At 67.7% G+C, this 2871-nt stretch carries 3 protein-coding genes; 1 reads left to right on the top strand and 2 read right to left on the bottom strand.

Translation table 11 applies throughout. The annotated features are described in order from the left end of the window. Positions 1–311 (bottom strand): MFS transporter (locus tag LQT98_RS21770; protein WP_231465149.1); only part of this gene is annotated, 311 nt, incomplete at its 3' end. Positions 312–620: 309 nt separating this feature from the next. Here LQT98_RS21770 and LQT98_RS21765 point away from each other — a divergent pair. After that, a complete protein-coding gene (locus LQT98_RS21765; protein ID WP_048411315.1) occupies positions 621–1508 on the top strand; it encodes a LysR family transcriptional regulator in 888 nt (295 codons plus the stop codon). Positions 1509–1526: 18 nt separating this feature from the next. On the opposite strand, the gene LQT98_RS21760 is transcribed toward LQT98_RS21765, so the two are convergent. Next, a complete protein-coding gene (locus LQT98_RS21760) occupies positions 1527–2522 on the bottom strand; it encodes an extracellular catalytic domain type 2 short-chain-length polyhydroxyalkanoate depolymerase (protein ID WP_231465147.1) in 996 nt (331 codons plus the stop codon). Positions 2523–2871: the final 349 nt, after the last annotated feature.

Raw genomic sequence — 2871 nt, 5'->3', positions numbered from 1 at the left:
GACGGCGTCAGCGCGGCGATGCCCGCCGCCGCCAGCGCCACCATGCCGGCCACCAGCCAGAAACTCAAACGCCAGCCCCAGTTCTGATCCACCCAGGCCGCCAGCGGCAGGCCGGCCACCGAGGCCAGCATCAGGCCATTGAGCACCAGCGCGGCGGCGCGCGCCACTCGCTGTTCGCCCACCAGTTCCGCCGCCAAGGCCAGGGCCACGCCGAAGAAAGCCGACTGCGCGACGCCGCAGATCAGCCGCGACCACAGCATCTGCTGGTAATCGCCAGCCAGCGCGCCCACCGCCTGCCCGACCAGAAACAANNCCCAGCACCACGCTGGCGGCGAAGGCCGACACCAGATTGCCCACCGCCGGCAGACTCACACCCAGCGCCGCCGCCAGCGACGGCATCATCCCCGCCACCATGAATTCCGATGTCGCCATCGCGAAAATGCACAAACCCAGCAGATACACCGTCGCCGGCATCGCCGCCTCGCCGTTCTTGCCCGCCATCCCGCTTCTCCCATATCGCACATGAATAAGGGCTTATGCTAGATTCCATCGTGATACGGATAAATAGTCTTCATTTCCATATATAACGGAACTGGATTCCGTAATTAGCGAGGCAGGCCATGGAGAAAATGAGCGGCATCGAGCTATTCGCCCACATCGCCCAGCAGGGCAGCCTGGTGGCCGCCGGACGGCAGCTGGGCATTTCCGCCTCCGCCGCCGGCAAAGGACTGGCGCGGTTGGAACAGCGGCTGGGCGTGCGCCTGGTGCAACGCAGCACCCGGCGGCTGACGCTGACCGCCGCCGGCGAACAATACCTGCAGCGCTGCCGGCGCATCCTGGACGAGGCGGAGGCGGCCGAGCGCGAACTGCAGCTGGGCCAGGCCGCGCCGCGCGGCCGGCTGAAGATAGGCTTGCCGCATGAATGCGGCGTGCTGGCGCCGCAGTTGGCCGCCTTCATGCAACGCTACCCGGATATCGAGCTGGACCTGGACTATAGCGACCGGCTGGTGGATGTGATCGGCGAGGGTTTCGATCTGGTAGTACGCGGCGGCGAACCCGGTGATTCGCGGCTGAGCGCGCGGCGGCTGGGCGGCTACCGCATGCGGCTGCTGGCGGCGCCGGCTTATTTCGCCCGCCACGGCCTGCCGGCGGCGCCGGCCGAGCTGACGCGCCATCGCTGCCTGCATTACCGCTATCCGCGCAGCGGCAAACTGGCGCCGTGGCCGCTGGCCTGCCTCGCCGAGGATGCGCCGGCGCTGCCGGTCCATGCCTGCGCCAATACCGGCGACGCGCTGATCCAGCTGGCGGAGCAAGGCGCCGGCATCGCCTGCCTGCCGGATTTCACCGTGCGCCGCCAACTGGCGGACGGACGGTTGCAGGCGCTGCCGGACGCCTGGGCCGAGCGCAGCGGCACGCTCTACCTGCTATGGCCCAGCTCGCCCTATCTGCCGCCGCGGCTGCGCGCCTTCATCGACTTCTTCGCCGAGCGCGGCTTTCCCGGCGGCTGAACGCCGCCGGAACCAGGCTCAGGGCGCCGACACCAACTTGTCCGCCATCGCCTTGATCGCCCGCATCTGCACCCCGCTCTTCCAGGCGAAATTGATGCCGGTGTAGCCGAACCAGTCCCAGCAGCCATTGGGATTGCCCGGCGGCAGCGCCGTGGTCTGCGGATACAGCACGATGATGCGATTGCTGTCCGCCCACTCGTTGTAGCCGGCATGCGCATAGTAGGCGTCGCCCACGGCGCCCGCGTACTGGCGGCAGCCATGCAGCGCCACATGCACCTTGCAGGACGCGCCCTCGGCGCAGGCGCGCGGCACATAGACATAGCCTTCGTCGGCCAGACTGCTGCCCGGCGGCGCATAGGGCATCTGGTCGAACGCCACCACCTGGCTGCTCAACTGGCCCGCACGCGGCTGCAAGGAGCCGTAAATCTGCTTCAGGATCGCGCCGGCCTGATCGTAGCCCTCGCCCTTCCATTCGCAGTGATTGACATAGGGCGACTTGGTTTCGCCGCAATCATTGCCATAGCTGGGCGTGATCTGGGCATGGCCGGCCGGCAAGCCGCGCTGGTACTCGATACGCGCCGCCGGCACGCCCAGCTTGCGGAAATAACTGTCGGCGCTGTCCACCACCGCCGTCTTCACGGTATTGTCCTGGCTGCCGCTGAATAGATACACCCGGCGCTTGGCCAGATTGGACAGCGGATCGATCTGACCGGCCAGCGCGAACTGCTGCGTCGTCAGCGCCAGGCCGGCGGCCGACGGCGGCGGACCGCTCATGCACGGCACCGCGCCGGCCAGGGTGCCCTTGGAACAATAATAGGGTCCACCCGCCACCACGCCGACACCGCGCACCGAGGCGGAAAACGCCACTTGATACTGCACCGCCATGAAGGCGCCGGACGACAAGCCGGACACCGACGACTCCTTGGCATCCCCGTGATATGCCGGCAGCGGTTCCGCCGCCAGCGCCGGCTGCGCCAGAACCAGGCACAACCACAGCAAACGCTTGGACAACATAAGCCCTCCCTTTCCCGTTCATGCGGCCGCGCGCGCCTGTCGCGCCGGCACCTCGGGATTATCGCAAGGCCGCGGCGCAAATTAATGCAATGTCATGACTTGTCGGCAAAAGCCATCCCTACGGCCAGCTGCGGCGTGGCGAAATTCGCTGCCAGGACTGTCACGGCCGGCCGGGATTTCGTACTATGCCGCTTATCCCATTGCCACAAAGACATGGAATGAGCCCTCTCCCCGCGCTCCCGCGACACCGCGTCTGGCTGCCCGCCGCCATCATTCTGCTGCTGAGCGCCTGCCAGCCCGCGGCGCAGGCTCCCGCCACGGCCTCCGCTGCCGCGCCCAGCCCCGCCAG

It is taken from the genome of Chromobacterium aquaticum (assembly GCF_021129195.1).
GTDB lineage: Bacteria > Pseudomonadota > Gammaproteobacteria > Burkholderiales > Chromobacteriaceae > Chromobacterium > Chromobacterium aquaticum.
The sequence above is the reverse complement of the archived record's forward strand: the minus strand, read 5'-3'. Positions and strand labels throughout refer to the sequence as shown.